The organism is Ralstonia sp. 25mfcol4.1 (genome assembly GCF_900104095.1).
GTDB lineage: Bacteria > Pseudomonadota > Gammaproteobacteria > Burkholderiales > Burkholderiaceae > Cupriavidus.
Genome location: NZ_FNJO01000004.1, coordinates 277,624 through 302,907, shown reverse-complemented (window position 1 = coordinate 302,907; position 25,284 = coordinate 277,624). Strand labels below are relative to the sequence as shown.

Below are 25,284 nucleotides of genomic sequence, written 5' to 3'. Positions count from 1 at the left end.
TCAGGCTGCCTTGCGTTGTTCGGCCACGGGCGCGGGCTTGACCGCGCGGCTGGGCTGGCCATCGACACTGACCGGCACGTCGCCGGCGATCGTCACGCGGCGCACGACGCGGTGCGCGTCGCCATAGTCGTTGATGGCGTAGTGCTGGGTTGCACGGTTGTCCCAGATCGCCACGTCGCCAGCCTGCCAGCGCCAGCGCACCGTGTTTTCCAGCCGATGCACGTGGCTCTGCAGCAGCGAAACCAGATGCGCGGAATCGGCCGACGAATAGCCCAGCAGCTTCTTGACGAAGTGGCCGAGCACCAGCGTGCGCTCGCCGGTCTCGGGGTGGACGCGCACCACGGGGTGCTCGGTTTCGTAGAGCGTTGACGTGAACAGTTCGCGATGGCGGCGCGCGCCGGCATCGTCGGGCAGCGGGCGCGACGCCGCATAGTCGTAGTCGTTGGTATGCAGTGCCCAGAGCTGGTCGGCCAGCGCGCGCAGCGGCGCAGGCAGGTCGTTGTAGGCGGCGGCAGTGTTGGCCCATACCGTATCGCCGCCGGCGGCCGGCACTTTCACGGCGCGCAGCACGGACACCTGCGGATAGGCGAGGTCGAAGGTGACGTCCGTATGCCAGGAATTGGCGCGGCCGCCATGTTGCGAATCCAGTTCGAGCAGGACCGTGCCGTCGCGCGACGGTACCGTGGGGTGCGGCACCGGTGTGCCGAACAGCTTGCCGAAGGCCTGCTGCGAGGCGTCGTCGAGATGGGCCTGATGGCGGAAGAACAGCACCTTGTGGCGCAGCAGCGCGGCGCGAATGGCGGCGAACGTGGCGGGCGGCAGGTCGCCATCGAGCCGGATGTCGCGCACTTCGGCGCCGATGCGTCCTGCTACGGGGTAAATATCGAGTTCGACCTGCGGCTGGGTTTGCGTCATGGGAGGCTCCGGGTACAAGTGGGACGTGGGATCGGTGACGTTCAATGGGACAGCGCCGCCGGGGCGCCGGGCGTGGCATGCAGCGCGCCGAACTCCCGCATCACGTGGTCGCGTGCCTGCGCGAACGCGGGCGACGCCCGGTCGCGTGGATGCGGCAGGTGGATCGGCAGCACGCTGCGGATGCGGCCGGGCCGGGGTTCCATGATGACGACGCGGTCGCCCAGGAACACGGCTTCTTCCACATCGTGCGTGACCAGGATCATCGTGATGCCTTCGGCCTGCCAGATGCGCTGCAGCTCGTGCTGCAGGTGCGCCCGCGTGATGGCGTCCAGCGCGCCGAATGGCTCGTCGAGCAACAGCACCTCGGGCCGCGTCACCAGCGCGCGGGCAATGGCCACGCGCTGCGACATGCCGCCCGACAACTGGTACGGATACGCGTTCTCGAAGCCTTGCAGCCCGACCAGTTCGATATGCGACTGCACCGTGCGGAACCTGTCGCCTTCGCTGAGCTTGCTGTTGATCAGCGACAGCCCGATATTCTGCGAAACGGTCAGCCACGGGAACAGCCGATGCTCCTGGAACACGATGCCGCGCTGCAGGCTGGTGCCGGCCACGCGCTGGCCGTCCAGGCGGATTTCGCCGCGATAGTCGTCTTCGAGTCCTACCACCAGCCGCAGCAGCGTGGACTTGCCGCAGCCGCTGGCGCCGACGATGCTGACGAACTCGCCTGGCGCGATCGATAGCGACACATCGTCGAGGACGGGCAGGGTCTTGCCCTTGACGTCGTAGTGCTTGTGCAGATGGGTGATGTCGAGTGTGCCGGCGTGTGGCATGAGGTTCTCCGGAGTGTCAGTTCAGGCGGCAGCGACCGAACGGCCGCGCCAGCGCAGCAGGCGCGCTTCGATGCGGGCGGCGATCCAGTTCAGCGTGAAGCCGACCAGCCCCACGACGATCACGCCAAAGAGGACAAGGTCCATCCAGAAGTTCTCGCGGCCGTCGATCATGGTGTTGCCGATGCCTTTGCCCGCCACCAGCAGGTACTCGGCGCCGAGCGTGGCCAGCCACGCGTAGATCAGGCCCAGATGGATGCCGGCGAAGATCGACGGGGATGCGGCGGGCAGCACCACGCGCCGGAACGTCTGCCAGCGCGAGAAGCGCAGCACGCGGGCCACTTCGAGCAGATCGGCCGGTACCGCGCGGATGCCTTCGAACGTGTTGAGCACGACCGGGAAGAACGCCGCCAGCGACAGGAAAACCACCTTGGCGGCATCGCCCAGGCCGAACCAGACCGAAATCAGCGGAATCCACGCGAACAGCGAGATCTGCTTGACGGTGTGGAATGTGGGTCCGACAAGCTTCTCGAACAGCCGGGAAAGCCCCAGCGCCGCGCCGAACGCGAGTCCGGCCGTGGTGCCAATGGCGAAGCCGGCAAGGTCGCGCCACAGGCTCGCCTGCAGCGCGACGAACAGCTTGCCGGTGGTCACCTGATCGACGGCGGTCGCCCAGACCTTCGACACGGGCACAAGCAGCGGCGACGTCGACCAGCCGAAGCGCACCGCGGCCCACCAGAGCAGGATCATCGTCAAAGGCAGCACCCAGCCGCGCAGCGCACGGGGCATGCGAAATACCCTGGGAATGGCGAATCCGGTCATCGGTGGCTCCTCAGAAGCCTGGCTTGCGCCAGCGCAGCACGGCCTGCTCGGCCAGCGCCAAGGCCTTGTCGAGCGTGAAGCCGACCGCGCCGACCACGATCACGGCCGCGATGACCATGTCGAGCTGGAACAGCTGGCGGCCGTACACGATCATGTAGCCGAGCCCTTCCGACGAGGCCAGTAGCTCCACCACCACGAGTGCCAGCCACGCATGGGTCAGGCCGTATCGCACGCCGTTCCAGATCGGCGCCGCCGCGGCCGGGAAGACCACGCGCGAGAGCGTCTGCCAGCGCGTCAGCTTCAACACGCGCGCCACCTCCAGATAGCGGGTGGGGACGTTGTGAATGCCCTTGTACGTATTGATCGCGATCGGCACCAGCGCGGCCTTGGCGATCAGGATGATCTTCAGCGCCTCGTCGATGCCCACCAGGAGCATCAGCAGCGGCAGCCAGCCCAGCACCGGCACCTGGCTGAAGGCCTTGAACGTGGGATAGACGTAGTCGCGAAAGCGCGGCGACAGGCCCATCGCCGCGCCCAGCGCCAGGCCACCGGCCAGCCCGACCGCGAAGCCGCCGGCTACGCGCAGCGCGCTGATCTGCAGGTTCGACCAGAGGTCGCCGCTGCGATACAGGTCTTCCAGCGTGGCAAGGACGGCATCGGGCGCCGGCAGCACCTGCGGTGGAATCCATTCGAAGCGTGCGGCCAGATACCAGAGTCCAAGCAGCGCCAGTGGCACGGGCCAGGCCAGCAGCGTGGCGGTCAGCCAGTCGCGCCGCCATGCAGGTGCGGCAGATGTTGCCGACGCGGATGGCGCCGCGCCGTGTGCGGTCTGGCCCGCGGATTGAACCGCTGAAGGCGCGTTGATTGCAATCGGTTGGGCGGCCATGGTCACGCTCCCAGGATCTTGCCGTCAGGTTGATAGATGGGCCAGTAGCTCTGCAGCCGCAGGTCGTTCAGCGCGGTCTTCAGGTATCGCTGGTCGATCCACTGGTCGACGTCGAACCGCGCACGACTCAGGCGGAAGCGGTAGGCCTGCTCGCTGGCGTCCTTGTAGCGAGAGATCAGGAACGGGTCGAAGTTCGGGTTCAGGCGCACGCGCAGCGGTTCACCGTCGAAATCTTCCTTCCAGTGGTCATAGGGCGTGCCGGCGCGGGCCCAGGTGCGCAGCACCTCCTCGCGGTGGCCCTCGTCGGACGCCCAGCGGGCTGCCTCGACGGCGGTCTTCACGAACTGCTGCGTGGCGTCGGGATAGCGGTTGCTGAATTCCTCGGTCACCAGCACATGGCTCTGGCGCGTGTAGATCGGCGACTGGTTCTTGCTGCTGTACAGAATGCGCACGGCGCCCTTGTCGCGCAGGCGCAGGATGTCCATGGCGCCAATCGCCGCATCGATGTCGCGCGTGGATAGCGCGGCCAGATAGCCGGCCGTGTCCAGGTTCAGCAGCCGCACATCCTTGTCGGTCAGCCCGTTGGCTTCCAGTAGCCGCAGCGCGGGCAGATGCATGTTGGTGCCCTTGAACAGCGACACGCGCTTGCCGCGCAAGTCGGCCACGGATTTCAGCGGCGAATCGGGCGGCACCCCGATGTAGATGTTGGCGCGCACGCCCGTGGCCAGTACCAGACGGGTCTTGAGCCCCGCCGCGCGGGCCACGATGGAGGGCAGGTCGCCCTGCAGCGCGAAGTCGAGCTGACGGTTGGTCAACGCCTCGTTGACCGCCGGACCGGCGCCCTTGAAGAAAAACCACTCCACGCGGGTGCCGGCTGGCTTGAATGCTTCCTCGAACCAGCCCTTGGCGTGCGCGATCGCCAGCGAACTGCCGGCAAACGTGGGCGGCGTGCCGGTGGCCGGCTGCGCCACGCCGATGCGGATCACCTCGGGGCGGGCGCTGGCGGCCGCACCGAACGTCGAGAACAGCGCGGCGGCGCCAAGGCCGTGGCGGGCGATGCCGCGCAAGGCGGCGCGGCGCGCAGGATTGTGGGGCAGGGTCATCGGGGCGCATTGTTGTGATCGAACGGCCCAAGATAAGCGCCCTTGCCGCCGGGGCCGAAGGAATGAATTCGTTGCGCCATATCCGATGTGACGGCATATGGGCATGCGGATATCTTCGTTACCGCTGCGCGGGGCAGGCGCCTATGCTGGTAGATCGCACCGACGCACTTTGACCCCGACGTCAAGGAGGTTTCATCATGAACCTGCGGCCCGATCCGACCTTCCACGCATCGCCACGGCTTGCGATGCAGGCTCCGGCGGAGGCCTACGCTTACACGCTGCTGCTGAGCCCCGATGGATCGCAGCCCGATGCGCTGGCCATCGTGGACGTCAATCCCGATTCGTCACGCTACGGCACCGTCGTCCATACCGTGCCGATGACGGGGCGCGGCGACGAACTGCACCACTTCGGCTGGAACGCGTGTTCGTCCGCCCTCTCGCCGCTGACCGGCCATGCGTTCCTGGAGCGGCGCTTCCTGATCATTCCCGGCATGCGAAGTTCGCGCATCTATGTGGTGGATACGAAGCCGGACCCCACGCAGGCGAAGCTCCACAAGGTCATCGAGCCAGCGGAAGTCTTCAGCAAGACCGGCTATTCGCGGCCCCATACCGTGCATTGCGGGCCGGAAGGCATCTATGTGAGCACGCTGGGCGGCGCCGGCCCCGACGGCACCGACGGCGCGCCCGGCATCTTCATCATGGATTGCCAGACGTTCGAGGTGCTGGGCCGCTGGGAGATCGACCGCGGCACGCAGGACAAGCACTACGACTTCTGGTGGAACCTGCCGCGCGACTACATGGTGTCGAGCGAATGGGCGCTGCCGCCGCAGTTCGAGCGCGGCCTGGTGCCCGAGGACCTGCTGGCGAACCGCTATGGGCACCGGCTTCATTTCTGGGACCTGCGCGGGCGGCGCAACGTGCAGACGCTTGACCTGGGCGCGCAGCACCAGATGGCGCTTGAGGTGCGGCCCGCGCACGACCCGGTGCGCGAATACGGGTTTGTCGGCGTGGTGGTCGACACCACGAACCTGGAGGGATCGATCTGGACCTGGTGGCGCGAAGGCGGCGAGTTCCACATCGAGAAGACGGCCACGATCCCGCCCGAGGCCGCGTCGCCGGACGACCTGCCACCGTTGCTGAAGGGCTTTGGCGCGGTGCCGCCGCTGGTGACGGATATCGACCTGTCGCTCGACGACCGCTTTCTCTATGTGTCGTGCTGGGGCACGGGCGAAATGCGGCAGTACGACGTCAGCGACCCCCGCAAGCCCCGGCTGGCCGGATCCGTCCACCTGGGCGGCATCGTCCGGCGCACGCCCCACCCCGACGGCTCGCCGTTCGCGGGCGGCCCGCAGATGGTGGAGATCAGCCGCGACGGCCGCCGCGTGTACTGGACCAATTCGCTGTATTCCACCTGGGACGACCAGTTCTATCCGGACGGCGTGCCCGGTACGCAGGTGATGGCGCATGCCGGGGCCGATGGCGGGCTGACCCTTGACGAACGCTTTCGGGTCACGTTTCCCGATGGTTATCGGGCCCACCAGATCCGGCTGGAAGGCGGCGACTGCTCGACCGATTCGTTCTGCTATCCGTCGGTGGGCGCTTGACTGCTACCTGGGAGCAGGGGGGCCTGTGGGCCGCCGTGCTGGTCAGCGGCCTGTACCACGGGCTCAATCCGGCGATGGGATGGCCGCTTGCGGTCTCCGGCGCGCTGATCACGCGTAGCGCACGCACGCTGCCGATGTCGCTGGGCTACCTGTGTGCCGGGCACGCGCTGGCCATCCTGGCGCTGACATTGCCGTTCGGGCTGCTGGTGTCGCTGGCGGCATGGGAGACGCATATCCGCCTGGCAGCGAGCGTGCTGGTGGTGGCCTATGGCATTGCGCTGCTGGTCTGGCGCCGTCACCCGCGCGCGCTGGCGCGCATTCCGCCGTCGCGGCTGGCTTTCTGGTCGTTCGCCGTGGCCATCGCCCACGGGGCAGGGCTGATGCTGGTGCCGATCTACCTCGGCCTGTGCTTCGCGCGCGGCGATGGCGGGCACGAAGCGGCCGGCGCGCTGGCCTTCGGCAATGCCGGCACCGCCGCGCTGGTGACGGCCGTGCACACCATGGCGATGCTGGCTGCCGGCGGCAGCCTGGCATGGCTCACGTTCCGCTACCTCGGCCCGCAGTTCGTCGCGCGCAGCTGGTTCAATCTCGACGTGGTGTGGGCGCTCAGCCTGGTGCTGGTGGGCGGGGCATCGCTGGCGCTGCTGGCGATGCACTGATTTGTTACGCCTGCTCGTCGGGTCCGGAGTCCCGCCCCCACAAATCATCCACCGCCCGCATCGCCAGCTGATACCCGTTGGCCCCCGCCCCGCAGATGACGGCCGTCGCCGCCACCGAGATCGTCGAGTGGCGGTATTCCTGCGAGCGGCGGTGAATATTGCTGATGTGGACTTCCACCACGGGCCGGCGGATCAGCTTGACGGCATCGAGCACCGGAATGCGCCCGAACGAGAAGCCCGCCGGGTTGATGATCAGCGCGGCGTCCTGAAAGTACGCTTCCTGGATCCAGTCGATCAGCTGGCTTTCGCTGTTGGTCTGCCGGAACACGCAGTCGAAGCGCAGGGTTTCGGCCATCGCGTGGCATTGCTGTTCGATGTCCTTCAGCGTCGTGCTGCCGTAGATGTGCGGCTCGCGAACGCCCAGCATGTTCAGGTTCGAGCCGTTGAGGATGTGGAGTTTGCGTTGCATGGGTTGACTTCAGTGCGCGTGGCTTTGGTCCAGGGCCGTGCCGCGGGTTTCGCGGGAGATGGCGATCATGATGAAAGAGAGCAGGTTCAGCGAGCCGCAGACGGCGACGATGGCCCATGGCGATCCGTGGAATGCTTCGAGCAACGCAACCGCGACGATCGGCATCGGGCCGCCGGTCAGCAGGTTGGCGCCCGAGTACGAGAGCGCGGAGCCGGTGTAGCGTGCCTCCGTCGGGAACGATTCGGCGAACCAGACCGGCTGGATGCCGCTCTGGAACTGCGTGAATCCTAGGAACGCGCCCATGATGGCCATGGCCATCGCGTGCGAGCCCTGATTGAGGACCGGGAAGTAGATCAGGCAGCAGACCAGGGTGCAGAACGACCCCATCAGCAGCGCGCGCTTGCGGCCGATGCGGTCGCTGAGCCAGCCGCCGGCCAGTGCGCCGACGATGGCGCAGGCGTTGGCCACCATCAGGAACATGAAGCCGGTCTGCTTTGGGACGCCGAGGTTGCGCGTCAGGTAGCTGAGCGAGAAGACGACGATCAGGTAGAACAGTGCCGCCGGGCCGCAGAAGAACAGCGTCAGCCGCAGCGCGGTCTTCCAGTGATGACGGATCACCACGCCCAACGGATTGGCGGCGCGCACGCGCGTGCCGCTCTTGCGCAGGGCCTCGAAGGCAGGCGTCTCGCTGACCTTCATGCGGATGTAGATGCCGAGGATGACCAGCAGGAAGCTGGCCAGGAACGGAATGCGCCAGCCGTACGACTCGAAGTCTTCGGGCGACAGCGCGGCGGCCAGCGCGAACAGCGTCAGGTTGGCCAGGATCTGGCTCAGCGGCGAGCAGATGCCAAGAAAGCCCGAGTACAGGCCACGACGCTCGGCCGATGCGTGCTCCACCGCCATCAGCTGGGCGCCAGTCGATTCGCCGCCGAGCGCGAAACCCTGGACGATCCGCAGCGTCACCAGCAGGGCCGGTGCGACGATGCCCACCTGCTGGTAGGTCGGCAGCAGCCCCATCAGGAATGAAGACAGCCCCATGACCGACACGGTGATCAGCATCAGGTTGCGGTGGCCCCAGCGATCGCCCAGGATGCCGCAGATGATGGCGCCCAGCGGCCGTGCGGCCAGCCCCGCCCAGAAGCTGGCCAGCGAAGCCAGCAGCGACGCCGTCGGGTCCAGCGACGGAAAGAACAGCTTCGGAAAGATGGTGGCTGCGACCACGCCATACAGCGCGAAGTCGAACCATTCCAGGGCCGTGCCGACGGTGGCCCCGGCCACGGCGCGCCGGGCCATCTCGGGCTGCCCGGCCTGCGCCTGGGCAGGCGCGATGTTCGAGTCAGTGATCGCTGACATGGTTGTCTCCCCTCTTTTATATGAGTATCGGTGTCGATTGCCGCAGCTTGTGCGCACTGCTATTGTTTGCGCCGCAGGGCCGGGCTGTTCCGCACCGGAACTTCATTTCGCAATACGAAATATGTCACTGAAGGCAGGTCTCCGGATTCTCGATTTCCTGGCGTCGCAGGGCGAAGGCGCGGGGCTGGTTGCCATTGCCGAGGCGCTTGGCTTGCCGCGCAGCACCTGCCATCGCGTGCTGCATGAACTGGTCGAGGCGGGCTATGTGCGGCAGCTGGTGGACCATAGCCGCTACATCCTGACGATGCGCATGACGTCGAACGGGCTCGAATTCCTGAGCCTGACCGGCATTGCCGACATTGCCCAGCCCATCATCGAACGCATTGCGGCGCGCACGGGCGAACTGGCGCGGCTGTCGCTGGTGGACGGCGAGGCCATCATCTGGGTAGCCAAGGCCGACGGGCAGCGCACGGGTTTTCGTTATGACCCCGACATGGGCCTGGCGGCACGGCTGTCGTGCACATCCACCGGCCATGCGTGGCTGATGACGATGTCCGACGAAGCCGCCGTGGCGCTGGTCATGAAACAGGGGTTCGGCCAACCCAACGAGTACGGGCCGAACGCGCCTACCACGCTGAAGACGCTGCTTGGCTTCCTGCATGCCGCGCGGGTGCGTGGCTACGCGATGATCGACGAGGTATTTGCCGCGCGGATGGCGGCGGTGGCGGTGCCGGTGGTGCGCGGAACGCGCTGCATCGGCGTCATCAGTCTGGCCGGGCCGCGCACGCGCCTGACGGCGGCAAGGATCCACGAACACGCGGCGCTGCTGCGCGAAGCCGCCAACGAACTGGCCCAGCTCAGCAACATGGCCGGCTTCCTGTCCCGGCCGCCGCTTGGCAAGGGCTGAGCGGGCAAGGGCTGAGCGGGCAAGGGCTGAGCGGGCAAGGGCTGAGCGGGCAAGGGCTGCGCCGACATCCGGGCAGGGCCCGCGGCCGATGGCTGCTTCCTTCTATCAGTCGTCGCTCTTGTAGCGGCCGTCGAGTTCGTCGTACAGCGGCTTTCTGACCAGCCGCTGCCGCTCGCCGAATGGCGCGACGATGGCCGGGTCTTCGTTCATCTGGCCGTTGGTCTGCAGCATGTCCAGCGCCTGCTGCATCCCACGTACGGCACCTTGCAGCGCGGCATTTGCGTACAGCACCAGGCCGTAGCCCAGCTGCTCCAGCGCGTCGCGGCCCTGCACCGGCGTCTTGCCGCCGATCACGATGTTGATCAGCAGCGGCGTATCGAACAGCCCGGGCAGCCGTTCGATGTCCTTCGGATCCTCGATGGCTTCCAGGAACAGGATGTCGGCACCGGCTTCGGCAAAACGGTGGCCACGATCGATGGCGTTGTCGATGCCGTGCACGGCGGCGGCGTCGGTGCGCGCCACGATCAGGAAGTTGGGGTCGTCGCGCGCATCGGTAGCGGCGCGGATCTTGCCGACCATCTCGCCGGTGCTCACGACATGCTTGCCGGCGAAGTGGCCGCATTTCTTCGGCATCACCTGATCTTCGAGCTGGATCGCATCGGCGCCGGCGCGCTCCAGCGTCCGCACGGCGTGGTGAACGTTCAGTGCGTTGCCGAAGCCGGTATCGGCATCCACCAGCAGCGGCAGGTCGACGGCATCGCGCACGCGGGCGGTATGCTCGGCCATGTCGCTCAGGCCAATGAATCCCAGGTCGGGCAGGCCGAACGACATGTTGGTGACGCCGGCTCCGGTCAGGTACACAGCCTGGAAACCCAGGTCTTCGATCACGCGCGCACTCATGGCATTGAACGCGCCGGGCATCAGTAGCGCCTTGCGGGTGGCCACCTGCTGGCGGAAGGCCTGTCTGCGGGAAGAGGCTTTGGAGGTCATGAGTGGGGGGCTCCAGTCTGACCGGGATGCCGACGGGCATCCCGGATGCGCCGGAAAGGGGGCGCGCAATGCAGGCTGAAGATTACACCCTGGCGGTCAACGCTTCAGGTATTCCTTGAGCGGGTCGAGCCATTCGATGGTGCGCGGTGCCTTGAGCAGCGTGGGCAGCGCGGCTTCGTACGCCTGCCGGTACGGCTTGGCCAGATGCCGGGTGCGGAAGTCCTCGGCCGAGCAGGCCCAGGTTTCATAGACCACCAGCGTGTCTGGGTCGTCGCTGGACCGGTGCAGGAACGTGTTGATGAAATCGGGCTCGCCGGCCATGGTCTCCAGCACGTGATGCAGCTGGGCCTGCAGGGTTTCACGGTGCTCCGGCTTGCCGGGCAGGCGGACGATGAACGAGGTGATGGGGGGCATGTGCGTTCTCCGGGGCGGGCGAATCAGGCGGCGGCCTTCAGTTCGACGGCTCGCCCGGTTTCCAGTGCCGCCAGCGCGGCGCGCCCGGCCTTCAGTTCGCGCGCGACTTGCGCCACGCGTGCGCCCAGGTGCTCGGCGGTACGCAGGTCGGCAGGCGGCGGGCCCATTTCGGCGCTCACGTCGGCATCGGACTGCGCGGCGGCACCGATGAAGAAGCCGTGGCGGTTCAGCGTGTCCTCGGTGGTGGTCGAGCTGTTGTGCCCGCTGGCCAGGCCCAGGTTGACCCAGTGCATCTGGTGCTGCGCGGCAAAGATCGCCATCTGCTGCAGCGTGACGAGCTTGTCGCCCGAGCGCGATGCGGCGTTGGTGAAGCCCGCGGCCACCTTGTTGGCCCAGCGGAAACCCTTGGCGAACACGTTGCGCGACGTGGCATCCATGAACATCTTGAACTGTCCGGACGCGCTGCCCATGTAGGTCGGCGCGCCGAAGATGATGGCGTCCGCCTGCTCAAGCCTGTCCCAGTACTGGTCGATCTCGTCGACGCTGATCAGCAGGGCGGTGGTGTCGGCCGTGCGCGCTGCGCCGCGTGCCACGGCCTCTGCCTGCTTGGCGGTATGGCCGTAGCCGCTGTGGTAGACGATCGCAACTTCGATGGGGGTGGTCATGTCTGGCTCCGGGTGAGAGGAAGGTGAAGCCAGTATGGTCGGCACGACTTGTTCCCGGTAGGCACAGATACGGAAAAGGATTTTCAACCAAAAGTTGAAGTGGCGCAGGGGACACGGAAGCGCCGGGCCGTCATCCGTGGTCGGCTGACGGCGCTGTGGCTGTCCTCAGTCTCAGAGCGGCGCCGGCACCGGCGCCTTTGCCGGAGCAGGAGGCTGGGCGGGTGCCGCCGCTGTCGGGGCCTTGTCCGAATTGCTGTTGTAGGCGAAATAGCGCGCCTTGGCGCCCTTGCCCCAGTACGCCACCGTGAACTGCTTGCCGTCGCGGGCGTACAGCAGTTCCAGGCTGCCGTTGGACGCCGCCCATTCCGCGTAGCCATTCTGGGCATTGGGTTCGGTCTTGCGCTTCGATTCGTAGCGGGCGTCGAGCTTGTGGGTCACGTCGTCGAGCGCGGTGCGGTCGAAGGTCAGCGTCACCAGCGTCACCAGGTCCTGCCCGTCGCAGTTCACCACCGCCCGCGTCAGGCCCGGCAGGTTGAAGCGTTCCAGGCGCTTCAGCTCGAATGCGTCGCCGCCGGCCCACGGCGCCGTGCCGGTCCTTTCGCGGTTCGGGCCCGGCGTCAGCCGTGCGCACGAGGTCTTGCCAAGCTCCAGGCCCAGCGGGGCCGCCACGCCGCCGGCGGTGGGCTGGGCCTGGGCGACGGATGCCAGCCCGACGGCGGCCAGCAGGATTAGCTTCTTCATGGGAATGCTTCCGAACGATGTCGCAGGATTTTACGGCTTTCCGACGGGCGGACTTGAGGCGTCGGGCTCGCCGGTGTCGACGAGCTGCCGCGCCAGCAGGCCCGCATGCGGCGTCAGCGCGCCAAAATCGCGCGCGCACAGGAACAGCCTGCGCGTGGCCCACGGTTCCGACAGCGGCAGGATGGTCAGGCCGTGCGGCATCGACCTGGCCAGCGCGCTGGACACGATCGAGATACCGATCCCGGCATCGACCAGCAGCGCCACATGCTCCACGTTGCGCAGTTGCACGCGATAGTGCAGCTGGTGCCCCAGCCGCGACGCGCGCTCGGCCAGGTGCGTCTCCAGCGCCGTGTCCGCCATGCCGACGATGGGCTCGCCGACGATGTCGGCGAAGGCCACCGCCGGCTGGGCGGCGATCCGGTGCTGCCGCCCGGCCACGACCACGAGCTGGTCCTCGGCGAGGCGGTGCGTCTGCAGGTTCGCGAAATCGGCGAAATCGGCCACGATGCCCAGTTCGGCGCGGCCCTCGACCAGCGCCTGGACGATCTCCGGGCTCGGGCGTTCGCCCAGGTCGATCGACAGGTCGGGATGCGCGGCCAGGAACCGGCGCAGGTGCGGCGGCAGGAACGACGCGAGCGCGGCAGTGTTCGACAGCAGGCGGATGCGGCCCTTGAGGCCCGTGGCATAGCTGCGCAGTTCGCCGCGCATCTGCTCGACCTGGCCCAGGATGGAGCGTGCGTGCCGCACCAGTGCTTCGCCGGCAGCCGTCGGGCTGACACCGCGCCGGTTGCGCTCCAGCAATGGCGCGCCCAACGTGGCTTCCATGCCGGCAATCCGTTCGCTGACAGATGCCAGGGCCAGATGCATCGACCGGGCACCCTGGGTCAGGCTGCCGCATTCCACCACGCTCAGGAACAGCCGCATATCGGTCAGGTCGAAGCGCACGCCATCCTCCTCCAGCTTTCGGTTTTGCCGAAGTCTAGCACCGGAAAAGCCAGATTGCGGCTATCCGGCCCGATGGCTAGGATTCGCTCCATGGACCCAATTCTTCTGGTTTTTGGCGCGGGATTTGTTGCCGGCGCGATGAACGCGCTGGCGGGCGGCGGATCGTTCGTCAGCCTGCCCGCCATGATTGCCGCCGGTGTGCCACCGGTTCAGGCGAACACATCGAGCACGGTCGCGCTGTTTCCGGGCGGCCTGGCCAGCGCCTGGGCCTATCGCGACGGGCTGGGCCCGGTGGGCGCGGTTTCACTGCGCACGCTGCTGGTGGCCACGCTGTGCGGCGGGTTTGTCGGGGCGATGCTGCTGCTGCGCACGTCGTCGGCCGCGTTTACGTTCGTGCTGCCGTGGCTGTTGCTGATCGCCTGCGTCGCGCTGGCGTTCGGGCGGCAACTGGGCGAGGCGCTGCGCGCCCGCTGGCGCATCCATGCGCACGCGGTGCTGGCGGTGCAGTTCGCGCTGGGCGTGTACGGCGGCTACTTCGGCGGGGCGGTCGGCATCATGATGATCGCCATGTGGGGCCTGCTGGACAGCCGCGACCTCAAGAACCTGAATGCGCCGCGCACGCTGATGGTCAGCGCGGCCAACGCCGTGGCCGTGATCGCGTTCATCGTGGCGAACGCGGTGCGCTGGCCTGAAACCCTGGCCATGCTGATCGGCGCGATCCTGGGCGGTTACGGCGGCGCACTGCTCGGCCGCATGACGCCGCCGCGCGTGGTGCGGGCCGGCACGCTGCTGGCCACGTCGTGCATCACGCTGGCGTTCTTCGTGAAGACCTACGCGCCGGCGCTCATGCATCGATAGACGGCAGCGGCCGGGAGGCTGCAGCGCCCGGTGGGCTGCAGCGCCCGTCAGTCCACCTGCTCGATCAGCGCCGCGTCCATCATCGCGATGGTCAGGCCGGCCAGCAGCGCGATGGCCGAAGCGATGAACCAGCGGACGGTCCTGCGGTACTCGGGAATGCTGTCGTCTTCCACGCGCAGCGCGCGGAACAACGCAAGGATCTGCAGCGCCACCGCCAGAATCAGGCATGCCGCCGCCGCGAGTGAGCCCCGGCTCCAGTAGCCCGGGCTTTCGAAACCCCAGAAGCGCCAGAACGCCAGCGAAAACCCCAGCAGCACCGTGATCGCCGTGATGATGCCCTGCCGGAAGCCCGACGGCACGGTGGGGGGCAGCGGCGTGGGGGTGTGCGGCTGTGAGTGCGGTTGAGATAGCGGCGGTGAGTGCGGCGGTGAGTGCGGCTGCGGGGGTGATGCCAGCGGCGCAGCACCGTCCTGCCGAGGATCTCGGCCGATGTCGGATGGCATCCGCTGCGCCTAGCGGCCGAGCACCGGCATTTCCACCATGGCCAGCGTGGCGATATTGCCGCCGATCACCCGGCTGCGATGGCCCTTGCCGCTGGTGTCGTCCAGCAGCAGCGTACTGCCGGGTACCAGCGCGCGGCGTTCGCCGTCGGACGTCTCGAACTCCATTTCGCCGTCGAGCAGGAAGATCCACATGCGCATCGGCGCCGGGTGCGGGTCGCCCACCCAGCCGGTGGGAACCACCAGGAAGCCCTGCCGCACCGCCTCGTCCATGCGCGACACCCAGAACGGCGGCGCGGGCGGGGCAAAGTTGCGCTCGACCATGTCGAACGACAGCGCGCCAAAGTGGGATTCGCCGTCGTCATCGGCATAGATGCGTCCGAACGCCAGCGTCGAATGGCTGACCGGGTGTTCCGTGGATGCGGCCATGGTTTGCCCCCTGTCGTGCACGCGATGATGTATCCCAGTCTAGTCGCGCAGCCGGGGGCCGCAACATCAGTGTCCGGCCTGCGCCTCGATCTGCCAGCACGCGGCCGTGTAGCGCACCGTGTCGCCCTGCACGAACGGTGCGAAGGCGGCGCGCACGGTCTGGATGACCTTGGCGCGGGTGGTTTCGTCGGCCGTCAGCAGCCGCTGGCCCACCGAACCGAGCCAGCCGATGTAGTCGGTCAGGTCTGGCTCGGGCAGCTCGCACGGCACGTCGATGGGGCGAATGTCGACGCCGGACCATCCGGCTTGCGCCAGGATCGCGGCCACATGTTGCCGGTCGGCAAAGGCGAACTGCCCCGGGGCGCCGGGCTGGCGCGCGGGCAGGTCGGGCAGCAGCGGGGCGGCCGCCCGCTCGGCCGTGGTCATGAACGCATTCTCTGCCGGACTGCGCCAGGCGATGACGCGCATCGTGGCGCCTGGCCGCGCGGCATGGCGCAGATTGGCGAAGGCCGCTACCGGGTCGTCGAAAAACATCACCCCGAAGCGCGACGCGAAGTGGTCGATGCTGGCCGGTGCGAACCGGTGGGTTTGCACATCGGCCTGGACAAAGCGTGCCGCCACGCCAAGGCGCGCGGCGCGTTCCCGCGCCATGTCCAGCATCGGGGCTGAAATGTCGACACCGACACATTCGCCCTGGTCGCCCAGGCGCCGCGCGATGGCCAGCGAGGTGGCGCCGGTGCCGCAGCCGATATCGAGCACGCGGAGGCCGTGACCGGCTGGCACGGCATCCAGCAGGATCGGCTCGAATGGCTGGAACATGTGGTCCAGAAGCGTCTGGTTGACGACCCAGGCGCGGCCGCCGGTGCCGTTCCAGAGGGTGCTCTGGTCGCTGTTGGTCTGCGGATTGGCAGTCATGGTGCGGTTCTCGGGGTTTTCCAGGAAGGGAAGCTACACTGTGCCAGTTCAAGTCCACTTGAGGTCAAGGGTGAATCCGCTCGACATTGGAGACGTGGCGCGGCAATCGGGCGTACCGGCGTCCGCGCTGCGCTACTACGAGGAAAAAGGCCTGATCGCGTCCGCCGGGCGGCGTGGCTTGCGCCGCCAGTATGCCCCCGACGTGCTGGACCGGCTGGCGCTGGTGGCGCTGGGGCGGGCGGCGGGCTTTTCGCTGGACGAGATTGCCGCCATGCTGGCCCGCGACGGCCAGGTACACATCGACCGGCGCAAGCTGGCCGCCAAGGCCGACGACCTGGATCGCACGATCCGCCAGCTTGCGGCGATGCGCGACGGCCTGCGCCACGCGGCGGCCTGTCCGGCGTCGACCCATATGGACTGCCCAACGTTCCGGCGCATCCTGCGCGCGGCCGCCAAGGGGCACATCGGCGAGCGCAGCCGGCCCGCCGTGCCGCGCAAGTAGCCGCGCACGGCACGCCCGCCTTGTCCTCAGCTGTGCAGGTGGCGCGTGATGGCACGCTCGAACCAGTCGTCCAGCATGGCTTTTTCGTAGCGCAGCGGATCGCTGTAGCCGTACAGGTTGACGCCCCAGTTGAAGTTCATGTTGTTGATGCGCTCCTGCTTGCTGGCGATGGTTTCGTCGCCGTGCCTGAGGGCGTAGCGCAGCGTCATGCGCGGCCACGTGGCATCGCGGATCACGCGCACATTGCCCTGGTAGCGCCAGTCCACATAGCCGGCCAGGTCGATGTCGAGGATCTCGATGGACAGCGAGTAGCCGGCGGGCAGTTCGCGGGCGGCCAGCTTCTGCAGGTGCTGGCGGATTGCATCGAGCACCTGCGGATCGCTGCCGTAGCCATAGGACTTCGACGCGTCCTGGTAGGTCTCGGGATGGATGAACGTGATGGTCAGTGCCCCCGGCTGGGGCTCGGCCGCCAGCGCCGAGCCCAGTGTGGCAAGCATGGCCACCGCATAGGCGGAAAAGCGAGACATGGCATTCCTCGCTGTCGACGACCACGGCTGGGGCAGGGGACGCAGGCACTGCAGCCAATGCGGGCACGGCGGGCACGGCTTCCAGCCGGTGAAGCGCACCCGTCATGAGCTTAGTACAGCCGGCCAGCGGTTATCATCGGCGCCTGCGTTTTCCGGAGACCAGACATGTCGAATATGTCGAATGCACAACAGTACCTGCGCGAAGCCATCCGCCTCGCGCAAGCCAACATGCAGGCGGGCGGCCGCCCGTTCGGGGCGGTGATCGTCCGCGACGGCGAAGTCCTGATGACCGCCGTCAACGAGATCCACAAGACTAACGATCCCACGTCGCACGCCGAACTGAACGCCATTCGCGCAGCCAGCCACAAGCTGGGTACGCCAAGCCTGGCCGGCTGCGCCGTGTATGCCAGCGGCCACCCGTGCCCGATGTGCATGGCGGCCATGCGGCTGGCGGGCGTGACGGAAGTGGCGTACGCCTATTCGAACGACGATGGAGAGCCGTTCGGCCTGTCTACGGCGGCCATCTACGCGGATCTGGCCAAACCGTTCGCCGAACAGTCAATGAAGATCCAGTACCTGCCCGTGCGGCTGGAGGGCGAGGCGGATCTGTATGCGGAGTGGAAGCGGCGGCAGGGCTAGGCGCCTTGCAGCCGTCCCACGACCGTCTCCCGCGCGGCGGGAGAGGCATCGCTACGAAGGCCGCAGCAATCAGTCCAGCGTGATCTTGCCGGCCTTCACGATCTGCGCGTAGCGCGTGGTGTCGCGCTCGATCAGCTTGCGGAACTCGTCCGGCGTGCCGCCCACCGGGATAAAGCCGAGTTCGGTCAGCTTCCTCGCCACGTCGGCGCTGCGCGTGGCGGCGGCAATTTCCCTGGCCATGCGGTCGATCACCGGCTGCGGCGTGCCGGCCGGCGCCAGCAGGCCCGTCCACGAACTCATCACGAAGCCCGGGAAGCCCGATTCCTCCATCGTCGGAATGTTCGGCTCGCCGGGCCAGCGCTTGGCCGATGCCACGGCCAGCACGTTGATCTTGCCCGACTTGACGTGGGGCATCGGCACCAGCAGCGGGTCGAAGGCCACCGACACCTCGCCAGACACCAGTGCGGGCAGGATCGGCGCGCTGCCGTTGTACGGCACGTGCGTCATCCTGACCTTCGATTCCATCGCCAGCCGCTCGCCGGTCAGGTGCGCCGAACTGCCGACGCCGCTGGAGCCGAACGTCAGCGTGTCGGGGTGCTTCCGGCCGTAGTCCACCAGTTCGGCCACGGTCTTGACCGGCACCTTCTTGCTGGCGAACAGGAACAGCGGCAGCTCGGCCATTTCCGCCACCGGGGTCAGGTCAGACGGCTTGTAGCTGAGCCTGGAATACAGCGACATATTGGCGCTGTATGCGGCCAGCACCGACACGAAGGTGTAGCCATCGGGTGCCGAACGCGCGGCCACGCCCACGCCCAGCGTGCTGTTGGCGCCGGGCTTGTTCTCGATGATGATCGGCTGACCCAGGCTCTGCGAGACGCGCTCGAAGACCACGCGCGACACGGTGTCGGTGGAACCGCCCGGCGTGTAGGGCACGATGACCTTGATCGGCTTGGTCGGCCAGGCATCGGCGGCCAGGGCGCCGTGCGCGGTAAAAATGGTGGCGATGGCAACAGCCATCCCGCACGCCACGCGTGCGGCTTGACGCTTGATACGCACTACATCTCCTTCACTGATATTCTTCCGAGCCCGGTGGCGGCGCCCCGGGGCTCTATGGTCGGGCTGGACCCGGCTTCGCGGATTATCGGTGAGGAAATCTGCTACCGAAGTCAGGGTCAGCCCCGGGTTCTCGACGCAATGTGCGATAGCCGCACCGATGGCGGGCTGGTGTGCTGCAGGGCAGGCCGGGCGGGCTATGGCGCGAACGAGATCCCGGCGGCGGCCACCACTGTGACGCCCGGGCCGAAGCTTTCGATATTGGCCAGCGTCACGTTGTGATGCCGGACGATCTGCGCGGCCGACAGGACGGCGTTGTCGACGGTGGTATGGCCGTCGGCCACCAGCGTGACCGGGTAGCCCAGCGCCAGCGCGCGGCGCGTGGTGGTATCCACGCAGAAGTCGGTCTGCATGCCGCAGATCACCAGCGCGGACACCCCCCGCGCCTTCAGCACGTCTGTCAGGTCGGTACGGTGAAACGAATCGGGCGTGGTCTTGCGTACGCGCACGTCGCCATCGCGCGCATCGAGGCCGGTGGCAAGCTGCCAACGGTCGGAGCCAAACCGCAGGTAGTCGGATTTCGATTCATGCTGTACGAAAATCACCGGCACGCCGGCCTTGCGGGCAGCCGCGGACACGTGGTTGATCCGTTCGATCGTGGCCTGCGCGTCGACGCAGGCTTCGTCGCCTTCGCAAAGTCCCTGCTGGACATCGATGACGATCAGGGCAGCGGTCATGATGGAGACACCGGAGTGGGGATGGCCGCCATCATGACACAGCGCCGCGCGGGTCAGTCGATGCGTGCCCCGGAGCTGACCACCACGGGCTTCCAGGCCTGGTATTCGGCCACCACGAACTTGCCGAACGCGTCCGGCGCCAGGTTCATGGCCTCGGCGCCTTGCTGCGCGAGCTTGTTGCGCATGTCCGGCTGGGCCAGCGCGTCGGTCACCACCTTGTTCAGTTTCGCGACGATCTCGGGCGGCGTGTTCTTCGGCGCGAACAGGCCAAACCAGGCGCCCGTGACCAGGTTCTGCACGCCGGCCTCGGCCATGGTGGGGACATCGGGCAGTGCCGACGACCGCTTGCGCGACGTCACCGCCAGCGCACGCAGCTGACCGCCACGGATATGAGCGATCACGGACGGCACCGTGGCGAACATGAACTGCACGCGGCCCGCCAGCAGGTCGTTCAGCGCATCGGCGCCCTTGTACGGCACATGGGTGGTTTTGGCGCCCGTGCGCTCGTTGAACAGCACGCCGGACAGATGGGCGGCCGTGCCCACGCCCGTGGAGCTGAAATTGAGCTGGTTCGGATGGGCGCGGGCGTAGGCGATGAACGCCTGCACCGTCTTCGCAGGCACATTGGGGCTTACCACCATGACGTTGGGCACATCGGCAATCGGGGCCACCGGCTGCAGGTCGGTCTGCGGGTTCACCTTGAGCCGGCTGTAGAGCGTCGGGTTGATGGCCACCGGGCCCACGGACGTCGCCAGCAGCGTGTAGCCGTCGGCATCGCTGCGACCCACGTAGTCGGTGCCGATATTGCCGCCCGCGCCAGGGCGATTTTCCACTACCACGCTTTGCCCCAGCGCCTTGCCCATCTGCTGGGCCACTTCGCGGGCCAGGATGTCGGTCGTGCCGCCGGCGGTGAACGCCACCACCACGCGGATCGGTTTGGACGGGTAGGGTTGCTGGGCGTGGGCTGTTGCGGCGCAAAAAAGCAGCACGCCGGCGGCCGAGCGCCGCAGGAAGTCTTTCATTGCTGTCTCCGTGTGATTCTTGTCGTGGGGCGGCCGGGTGAAAGGGCCGCCTGTAGAGCATCTTAGAAAGATGCCCGCACGGAGCTTTGACGAAACAGAAACGCTGCGTTCTCGGCGGGGCGCTGGCGCGATGCCGGCGCCGCTTCAGCGCGGCTTGAGGAAATGCTGCTCCATCGCGGCGCAGCGGCTCAGGTATTCCAGCAGCCGGCCCACGCCCGACGGCAGGCTGTCGCGGTCGCGTACGCAGACGTAGAACTCGCGCTCAGCCCAGGCGTCCTTGAGCGTCAGCATCGACAGGCCCATCATCTGCAGGTAGTTGCGCGCGATGCCTTCCGGCACCACGGCCAGCCCCAGGCCTTCGCGCACCATGCGGCAGCGGGCCTCGAAGTTCGATACCTGGGTCTTGACGGTCAGCGGGCGCGACAGCGTGCCCGACGCCAGCGTCAGGAACGCATCGAACGTATGGCGCGGAAAGTAGCCCAGGAAGTCGTAGTCGAGCGCCTCTTCCAGATGCAGCGCGCCCCTGGCTTCGAGTGGATGCGCGCGCGGCACCACCAGGCCCACGCGGTCCTTGCGGTACGGCAGCGAATGCACGCCGGGGCTGGGGCTGCGGGCGTGATAGATGCCGATATCGGCGTCGCCATTGGACACCATGCGCGGAATGTCGAAGCTGAACGCTTCCACCAGGTCGATGCGGGCGTCGGGATCGTGCTTCTGGAAACCGCTGATATCGGCCGGCAGGAACTGCAGGATCGTCGATCGGTTCGACGCCAGCCGGATCTTGGCGATCCCGTCGAGCGAGTACGCCGCCAGCGCGTCCTGTGCCAGCTGCACGCTGCGCACGATGGCCTTGGCGCGCTGGTAGAGCATGGCGCCGGCCGGCGTGGGCTCCACGCCCCGCCCATGACGGCGCAGCAACGCCGTGCCCGCGCGCCGTTCCAGCTCGGCGATCCGCTTGCTGGCCGCCGACGTGACCAGGTTCTCGCGCTCGGCCGCGCGGGACAGGCTCTTCTCTTCCACGGCGGCGATCAGGATGGCAAGCGAAGGAATGTCCATGTCCATGGGTCGAGTGTGCTCCAAATGGAAAGGCTGGGCCGGCGATGGCGTGCGCAGAGTATGCACCAGCCCGTCAGCGCCGGGATACGCGCGCCGGCTTGGGAGCTTTCACCAAATGTCAAAGCTGGGCGGGCCGTGGTTCTTACCATGGGAGTCATTCCAGAGGAGACAACTGGCATGCTGATCGACGAATTTGCCGCCTATGTCGGCAACCAGGCCCATGCGCCCCTGCCCGACGACGTACAGCATCACGCCCGGCGCGTGGTGATCGACTGGTTTGCCGCGCTGCTGGCCGGCGTGCCGATGGCGCCGGGCCGGCAACTGGTAGACGCCCATCGGGCGGAACTGGGTGTCGGCCACAGCACCGTGCTGGGCCATGGCGCCACCGCCTTCCCGGCACTTGCCGCATGGATCAACGGCAGCGCGTCGCACGCGGCCGAGTTCGACGACATCTTTCGCGATGCCGTCTACCACCCGGGCTGCCCGACCATTGCCGCCGCGCTGGCGCTGGCCGAGGACCGCAATGCCAGCGGCACCGACCTGCTGCGCGCGGTGGTGGCCGGCTACGAGGTGTCCACGCGCATCGGCGCCGCGATCCAGCCGGCGCACTATCGCTTCTTCCATACCACCGGCACGGTCGGCTGCATTGGCGCGGCCGCCGCTGGCGCGATGCTGATGGCGCCGGGCAATGCCGATGTGGCGGCCCACGCCATGGCAACCGCCACCACGTTTGCGTCGGGGCTGCAGCAGGCGTTCCGCTCGGATGCGATGACCAAGGCGCTGCACGCCGGCCACGCGGCGCAGACCGGCGTGCTGGCGGCCCAGGGCGCCGCGCACGGCGTCACCGGCGTGCGGGACATCCTCGAAGGCGATGCGGGCTTCGGCGCCGCATTGTGCGGCAGCCCGGACTGGTCGATTGCCACCACCGGCCTGGGCACCGACTACAACGTCACGCGCATCACGCAGAAGAACCATGGTTGCTGCGGCCATACGTTCGCGGCCATCGACGCGGCCATGCGGCTGGTGCGCGATCACGCGCTCGACCCGTCGCGCATTGCCGCCGTGCGTGTGAACGCGTACCAGGTGGCGCTCGATGTGACCGGCAACTTCCACCCCACCACGCCATTCGAGGCGCGCTTCAGCCTGCCTTATGTGGTGGCCCACGGCATCCTGCATGGGGCGGTCCGGCTCGACGCCTTCGAGTCCGAGCGCCTTGGCGATACCGCGATTCGCACGCTGATGACGCGCATCACGCTGACGGCCGACGCCGGACTGACTGCCGCCTTCCCGCGCCAGCGCGCCGCATGGGTGGAGATCGAGATGGTCGATGGCACCCGCCACGCGCACTTCCAGCCGTACCGGGTAGGCGACCCGGAGGCGCCGCTTGACGACGCGATGCTGACCGACAAGTTCATGGAACTGGGCGGTCCGGTGCTGGGCCAGGACAAGGCGGCCAGCCTGCTGGACGCGCTGTGGCAACTCGATGCGCGCCCTGTGCGCCAGCTCGGCCTTGGCGCGCTGCGTGCGCGCTGAGCCCTTCCATCCAATACAGGAACACTGCAGTCATGACGAGAGTCGACAAGGAAATCGCCGCTGGCGTGGGCGCTACCGGCAAGGCGCTGGCCCGCGCGCTGTTCACCCCAGGCGCGGTGGCGCTGGTGGGTGCATCGGCCGACGAGAAGAAGAACACGGCACGCCCGCTGCGCTTCATGCGCAAGCACGGCTACCAGGGCCGCATCCTGCCGGTCAACGCGGGGCGGACCGAAGTCATGGGCCTGCCGGCGTACCCGAGCGTGGAAGCGTTGCCCGAGGCCATCGATCACGCCTTCGTGATGGTGCCAGGGGCCCAGGTGGCCGAGGCGCTGGCGCAAAGTGCCGCCCGCGGTGCGCGCGTGGTGACGGTGTTCTCTGACGGGTTCGCCGAACTGGGCGAGGCCGGCATGGCGGCCCAGCAGGCGCTGGCCGACCAGGCCCGGCGGCTGGGCGTGCGGCTGTTGGGGCCGAACAGCATCGGCGTGGTCGATGTGCATAGCGGCGCCATCCTGTCGGTCAACGCGGTGCTGGAGATGGATGAACTGCGGCCCGGCGCGGTGAGCGTGGTATCGCAGAGCGGGTCGATGCTGGGCGCGCTGCTGTCGCGCGGCGCGGCGCGGGGGATGGGCTTTGCCAAGCTGGTGTCCGTCGGCAACGAAGCGGACCTCGGCGTGGGCGAACTGGTGGACCTGCTGGTGGACGACGACGCCACCGAGGTCATCCTGTTGTTCCTGGAGACGATCCGCGATGCCGCGGTGCTGGCCCCTGCGCTGCGGCGTGCGCGTGCCGCAGGCAAGCCGGTGCTCGTCTACAAGCTAGGCCGCTCGGCCCAGGGTGAGGCGCTGGCCCAGTCGCACACGGGCGCGCTGGCCGGCAACGACGCCGCGGTGGACGCCTTCCTGCGCAAGCATGGCGCCATGCGCGTGGAGATGCTGGAAACGCTGTTCGAAGCCGCGCCGCTGGCCAGCCGCCATGCGCGCACGGTGCCGGCGCTCGATCGCGCGCCACGGGTGGCCGTGGTGACCACCACCGGCGGCGGCGCCGCCACCGTGGTGGACCGGCTCGGCCTGGCCGGCGTCGATGCGGTACCCCCGCCCGACACGTTCGTCGCGCATATGGCCGCGCGTGGCGTAAAGATCCGCCAGACCCCCATCATCGACCTGACGCTGGCCGCCACCAGCGCGCAATACCGCGACCTGGTGGAGCAGATGCTGCAGAGCGACTGGTGCGATGCCGTGCTGTGCGTGGCGGGCTCGTCGGCGCAGTTCCATCCGCAGCTGGCCGTCAAGCCCATCGTCGAGGCCGCGGCCATTGGCGGCAAGCCATTGCTGGCATTCCTGGCGCCCGATGCCACGCAGTCGCTGCAGGTGCTGCAGGCGGCCGGCGTTCCGGCGTTCCGCACGCCGGAAAGCTGTGCCGATGCGTTGTCGTGCCTGTTCCGCGCCGCCCAGGCCGCTGATGCCGGCGATGCGGACAGCGACATGCCGGCGCTGTCGTGGCCGCAGGGTCTGCCCACGCAGGGCGACCTGAGCGAACGCGAAGCCGGCACCGTCTTCGAGGCAATCGGGGTGCCGATCGCGCCGGCTGCGCTGGTCAACCCGCCATCGCTGGGCCACGCGGTGCCTTACCCCATCGTGGCCAAGATCTGCTCGCGCGACATCCTGCACAAGACCGAGATCGGCGGCGTGCAGGTGGGCGTGCGCGATAACGCCGAACTGGCGAGCGCCGCCGAACGGCTGATGGCGAACGCGCGCCGGGCGGCGCCTGATGCGCGCATCGACGGCATTCTGGTTCAGCGCATGGAAGACCGCCTGCTGGAGCTGATGCTCGGCTATCGCCACGACCCGCTGGTGGGCCCGATAGTCATGCTCAGCGCGGGCGGCATCACGGCCGAGCTGCATCGCGACGTGAGCCTGCGCCCGGCGCCGGTCAGCCCGGCCGAGGCGCGGCAGATGATCGACGAGGTGCGTTCCACCCGGCTGGTGCGCGGTTTTCGTGGCCTGCCGCGCGGCGATGTCGATGCGCTGGCCGATGCCATCGTGCGCTTCTCGCGCCTGGCCGTAGTGCGGGGCGCCACCGTCGCCGAAGCCGAGATCAACCCGTTGTTCGTGCGCGCCAACGGCGTGGTCGGAGTCGACTGCGTGCTGCGGCTGGGCGGCGCGCAACACTGACTTCCACCCCCGATATCCGATCCCCCATATCAGAAGAGA

The 25,284-nt window shown here is 67.9% G+C and carries 28 protein-coding genes; 8 read left to right on the top strand and 20 right to left on the bottom strand.

Features of this window, described 5'->3' with window-relative positions; translation table 11 throughout:
* The 5 genes from BLQ58_RS09890 to BLQ58_RS09870 are packed head-to-tail and all read right to left on the bottom strand — an operon-like array spanning position 1 to position 4,556.
* A complete protein-coding gene (locus BLQ58_RS09890) occupies positions 1-915 on the bottom strand; it encodes a TauD/TfdA dioxygenase family protein (protein ID WP_092597197.1) in 915 nt (304 codons plus the stop codon).
* Between the two features lie 41 nt (positions 916-956).
* Positions 957-1,748 carry an ABC transporter ATP-binding protein gene (locus tag BLQ58_RS09885; RefSeq protein WP_092597194.1) on the bottom strand — a complete coding sequence of 264 codons (792 nt, stop codon included), beginning with the start codon at positions 1,746-1,748 and terminating at the stop codon, positions 957-959.
* 21 nt (positions 1,749-1,769) lie between these two features.
* Entirely contained in the window at positions 1,770-2,567 is a 798-nt protein-coding gene (locus BLQ58_RS09880) for an ABC transporter permease (RefSeq protein WP_092597191.1), read from the bottom strand.
* 10 nt (positions 2,568-2,577) lie between these two features.
* Entirely contained in the window at positions 2,578-3,453 is an 876-nt protein-coding gene (locus tag BLQ58_RS09875; RefSeq protein WP_092597188.1) for an ABC transporter permease, read from the bottom strand.
* A 2-nt stretch (positions 3,454-3,455) separates the two neighbouring features.
* Positions 3,456-4,556, bottom strand: a complete 1,101-nt coding sequence (locus BLQ58_RS09870) for an ABC transporter substrate-binding protein (protein WP_092597185.1) — start codon at positions 4,554-4,556, stop codon at positions 3,456-3,458.
* Between the two features lie 197 nt (positions 4,557-4,753).
* Here BLQ58_RS09870 and BLQ58_RS09865 point away from each other — a divergent pair, with 197 nt between their 5' ends.
* Both BLQ58_RS09865 and BLQ58_RS09860 read left to right on the top strand, forming a co-directional pair.
* A complete protein-coding gene (locus BLQ58_RS09865) occupies positions 4,754-6,160 on the top strand; it encodes a selenium-binding protein SBP56-related protein (RefSeq protein ID WP_092597181.1) in 1,407 nt (468 codons plus the stop codon).
* Entirely contained in the window at positions 6,157-6,819 is a 663-nt protein-coding gene (locus tag BLQ58_RS09860; RefSeq protein ID WP_092597178.1) for a hypothetical protein, read from the top strand. Before BLQ58_RS09865 ends, BLQ58_RS09860 begins: the two co-directional genes overlap by 4 nt.
* Before the next feature lie 4 nt (positions 6,820-6,823).
* Here BLQ58_RS09860 and BLQ58_RS09855 read toward each other — a convergent pair whose 3' ends face one another.
* Complete coding sequence (locus BLQ58_RS09855) at positions 6,824-7,288, bottom strand: type II 3-dehydroquinate dehydratase (RefSeq protein WP_092597175.1); 465 nt, start codon at positions 7,286-7,288, stop codon at positions 6,824-6,826.
* A 9-nt stretch (positions 7,289-7,297) separates the two neighbouring features.
* Positions 7,298-8,581, bottom strand: a complete 1,284-nt coding sequence (locus tag BLQ58_RS09850; protein WP_092597398.1) for an MFS transporter — start codon at positions 8,579-8,581, stop codon at positions 7,298-7,300.
* A 181-nt stretch (positions 8,582-8,762) separates the two neighbouring features.
* Here BLQ58_RS09850 and BLQ58_RS09845 point away from each other — a divergent pair, with 181 nt between their 5' ends.
* Positions 8,763-9,548, top strand: a complete 786-nt coding sequence (locus BLQ58_RS09845) for an IclR family transcriptional regulator (RefSeq protein WP_092597172.1) — start codon at positions 8,763-8,765, stop codon at positions 9,546-9,548.
* 105 nt (positions 9,549-9,653) lie between these two features.
* Here the strand turns inward: BLQ58_RS09845 and BLQ58_RS09840 are convergent, their stop codons facing one another.
* The 5 genes from BLQ58_RS09840 to BLQ58_RS09820 form a co-directional block, all read right to left on the bottom strand.
* The gene (locus BLQ58_RS09840) at positions 9,654-10,538 is read right to left on the bottom strand and encodes an isocitrate lyase/PEP mutase family protein (RefSeq protein ID WP_092597169.1); all 885 of its coding nucleotides are present in this window, start codon (positions 10,536-10,538) and stop codon (positions 9,654-9,656) included.
* Between the two features lie 96 nt (positions 10,539-10,634).
* On the bottom strand, positions 10,635-10,952 hold the full coding sequence (locus tag BLQ58_RS09835; RefSeq protein ID WP_092597165.1) for a putative quinol monooxygenase: 318 nt from the start codon (positions 10,950-10,952) through the stop codon (positions 10,635-10,637).
* A gap of 23 nt (positions 10,953-10,975) precedes the next feature.
* Positions 10,976-11,617 carry a flavodoxin family protein gene (locus tag BLQ58_RS09830; RefSeq protein WP_092597162.1) on the bottom strand — a complete coding sequence of 214 codons (642 nt, stop codon included), beginning with the start codon at positions 11,615-11,617 and terminating at the stop codon, positions 10,976-10,978.
* 171 nt (positions 11,618-11,788) lie between these two features.
* Positions 11,789-12,358 carry a hypothetical protein gene (locus tag BLQ58_RS09825; protein ID WP_092597159.1) on the bottom strand — a complete coding sequence of 190 codons (570 nt, stop codon included), beginning with the start codon at positions 12,356-12,358 and terminating at the stop codon, positions 11,789-11,791.
* 30 nt (positions 12,359-12,388) lie between these two features.
* Positions 12,389-13,303 carry a LysR substrate-binding domain-containing protein gene (locus BLQ58_RS09820; protein ID WP_175459876.1) on the bottom strand — a complete coding sequence of 305 codons (915 nt, stop codon included), beginning with the start codon at positions 13,301-13,303 and terminating at the stop codon, positions 12,389-12,391.
* Positions 13,304-13,393: 90 nt separating this feature from the next.
* Between BLQ58_RS09820 and BLQ58_RS09815 the strand changes: the two genes are divergently transcribed.
* A complete protein-coding gene (locus BLQ58_RS09815; RefSeq protein WP_092597156.1) occupies positions 13,394-14,161 on the top strand; it encodes a sulfite exporter TauE/SafE family protein in 768 nt (255 codons plus the stop codon).
* Positions 14,162-14,208: 47 nt separating this feature from the next.
* On the opposite strand, the gene BLQ58_RS09810 is transcribed toward BLQ58_RS09815, so the two are convergent.
* The 3 genes from BLQ58_RS09810 to BLQ58_RS09800 form a co-directional block, all read right to left on the bottom strand.
* Positions 14,209-14,520: a hypothetical protein gene (locus BLQ58_RS09810; RefSeq protein ID WP_254775874.1), complete on the bottom strand. Its 312-nt coding sequence runs from the start codon at positions 14,518-14,520 to the stop codon at positions 14,209-14,211.
* Between the two features lie 153 nt (positions 14,521-14,673).
* Positions 14,674-15,090 (bottom strand): cupin domain-containing protein, encoded by a 417-nt coding sequence (locus tag BLQ58_RS09805; RefSeq protein WP_092597153.1) that lies wholly within the window; start codon positions 15,088-15,090, stop codon positions 14,674-14,676.
* Positions 15,091-15,156: 66 nt separating this feature from the next.
* A complete protein-coding gene (locus tag BLQ58_RS09800; protein ID WP_092597150.1) occupies positions 15,157-16,005 on the bottom strand; it encodes a class I SAM-dependent methyltransferase in 849 nt (282 codons plus the stop codon).
* A gap of 70 nt (positions 16,006-16,075) precedes the next feature.
* On the opposite strand from BLQ58_RS09800, the gene BLQ58_RS09795 reads away from it, so the two are divergent.
* Positions 16,076-16,507, top strand: coding sequence for a helix-turn-helix domain-containing protein (locus BLQ58_RS09795; protein ID WP_092597147.1), 432 nt, complete (start codon positions 16,076-16,078; stop codon positions 16,505-16,507).
* Positions 16,508-16,533: 26 nt separating this feature from the next.
* On the opposite strand, the gene BLQ58_RS09790 is transcribed toward BLQ58_RS09795, so the two are convergent.
* The gene (locus BLQ58_RS09790) at positions 16,534-17,034 is read right to left on the bottom strand and encodes a DUF3016 domain-containing protein (protein WP_092597144.1); all 501 of its coding nucleotides are present in this window, start codon (positions 17,032-17,034) and stop codon (positions 16,534-16,536) included.
* A gap of 174 nt (positions 17,035-17,208) precedes the next feature.
* On the opposite strand from BLQ58_RS09790, the gene BLQ58_RS09785 reads away from it, so the two are divergent.
* Positions 17,209-17,673 carry a nucleoside deaminase gene (locus BLQ58_RS09785; RefSeq protein WP_092597388.1) on the top strand — a complete coding sequence of 155 codons (465 nt, stop codon included), beginning with the start codon at positions 17,209-17,211 and terminating at the stop codon, positions 17,671-17,673.
* A gap of 69 nt (positions 17,674-17,742) precedes the next feature.
* Here the strand turns inward: BLQ58_RS09785 and BLQ58_RS09780 are convergent, their stop codons facing one another.
* The 4 genes from BLQ58_RS09780 to BLQ58_RS09765 form a co-directional block, all read right to left on the bottom strand.
* Positions 17,743-18,690: a Bug family tripartite tricarboxylate transporter substrate binding protein gene (locus BLQ58_RS09780; RefSeq protein ID WP_254775886.1), complete on the bottom strand. Its 948-nt coding sequence runs from the start codon at positions 18,688-18,690 to the stop codon at positions 17,743-17,745.
* Positions 18,691-18,923: 233 nt separating this feature from the next.
* Complete coding sequence (locus BLQ58_RS09775) at positions 18,924-19,463, bottom strand: cysteine hydrolase family protein (RefSeq protein WP_092597138.1); 540 nt, start codon at positions 19,461-19,463, stop codon at positions 18,924-18,926.
* A gap of 53 nt (positions 19,464-19,516) precedes the next feature.
* Complete coding sequence (locus BLQ58_RS09770) at positions 19,517-20,485, bottom strand: Bug family tripartite tricarboxylate transporter substrate binding protein (RefSeq protein ID WP_092597135.1); 969 nt, start codon at positions 20,483-20,485, stop codon at positions 19,517-19,519.
* 144 nt (positions 20,486-20,629) lie between these two features.
* Positions 20,630-21,541: a LysR family transcriptional regulator gene (locus BLQ58_RS09765; RefSeq protein ID WP_092597385.1), complete on the bottom strand. Its 912-nt coding sequence runs from the start codon at positions 21,539-21,541 to the stop codon at positions 20,630-20,632.
* A gap of 177 nt (positions 21,542-21,718) precedes the next feature.
* Between BLQ58_RS09765 and BLQ58_RS09760 the strand changes: the two genes are divergently transcribed.
* Positions 21,719-23,074 (top strand): MmgE/PrpD family protein, encoded by a 1,356-nt coding sequence (locus BLQ58_RS09760; protein WP_092597132.1) that lies wholly within the window; start codon positions 21,719-21,721, stop codon positions 23,072-23,074.
* Between the two features lie 32 nt (positions 23,075-23,106).
* Positions 23,107-25,245 (top strand): acetate--CoA ligase family protein, encoded by a 2,139-nt coding sequence (locus BLQ58_RS09755; RefSeq protein ID WP_092597129.1) that lies wholly within the window; start codon positions 23,107-23,109, stop codon positions 25,243-25,245.
* Positions 25,246-25,284 lie beyond the last annotated feature (39 nt).